The 635-nt window shown below is 44.3% G+C and carries 1 protein-coding gene; it reads left to right on the top strand.

Annotated elements, in window-relative coordinates; translation table 11 throughout:
- Nucleotides 1-635: ABC transporter permease subunit (locus R7Z50_RS28460; RefSeq protein WP_318149875.1), on the top strand; the 635-nt coding region annotated here is incomplete at both ends.

Consider the following 635-nt stretch of genomic DNA (forward strand, 5'->3'; position numbering starts at 1 on the left):
ATTTATAATCCTGCCTTTCGTTCTGCTATTTTCCAGATCATTGCTATAGCTGCACTGGTATTTTTCTTTTATACCATCATCAACAATGCGTTAAATAACCTCGATGCTCGGGGCATCGCAACAGGCTTTGGTTTCCTGAACCAAGAAGCTGGTTTTGGTATCGGGTTAACTCTCATTGAGTATAACGAAACGTATTCTTACGGCAGAACGTTTATCGTGGGTCTTTTGAATACAGCATTAGTCTCTGTGCTGGGTATTATTCTCGCCACCGCGATTGGTTTTACGATGGGTGTAGCGCGTCTCTCAACAAACTGGTTAGTTAGCCGTTTAGCCGCGGTTTACATTGAGACGTTTCGAAATATCCCCCTTCTTCTGCAAATCTTTTTCTGGTATTTCGCAGTACTGCAAGCATTACCATCGGCAAGACAAAGTTTGAGCCTTGGCGAAGCTATCTTCTTAAACGTGCGTGGGCTTTATTTCCCTGCGCCAGTGTTTAATGAAGGCAGTGGTGTTGTGATTGCTGCGTTTGTTATCGGGCTTATCGCTACGATCTCTATCTCTATTTGGGCTAGAAACAAACAACGCCTAACAGGCCAACAAACCCCGATGGGACGAATTGGTTTAGGGCTTCTTGT

It is taken from the genome of Vibrio sp. 1249-1 (genome assembly GCF_033340495.1).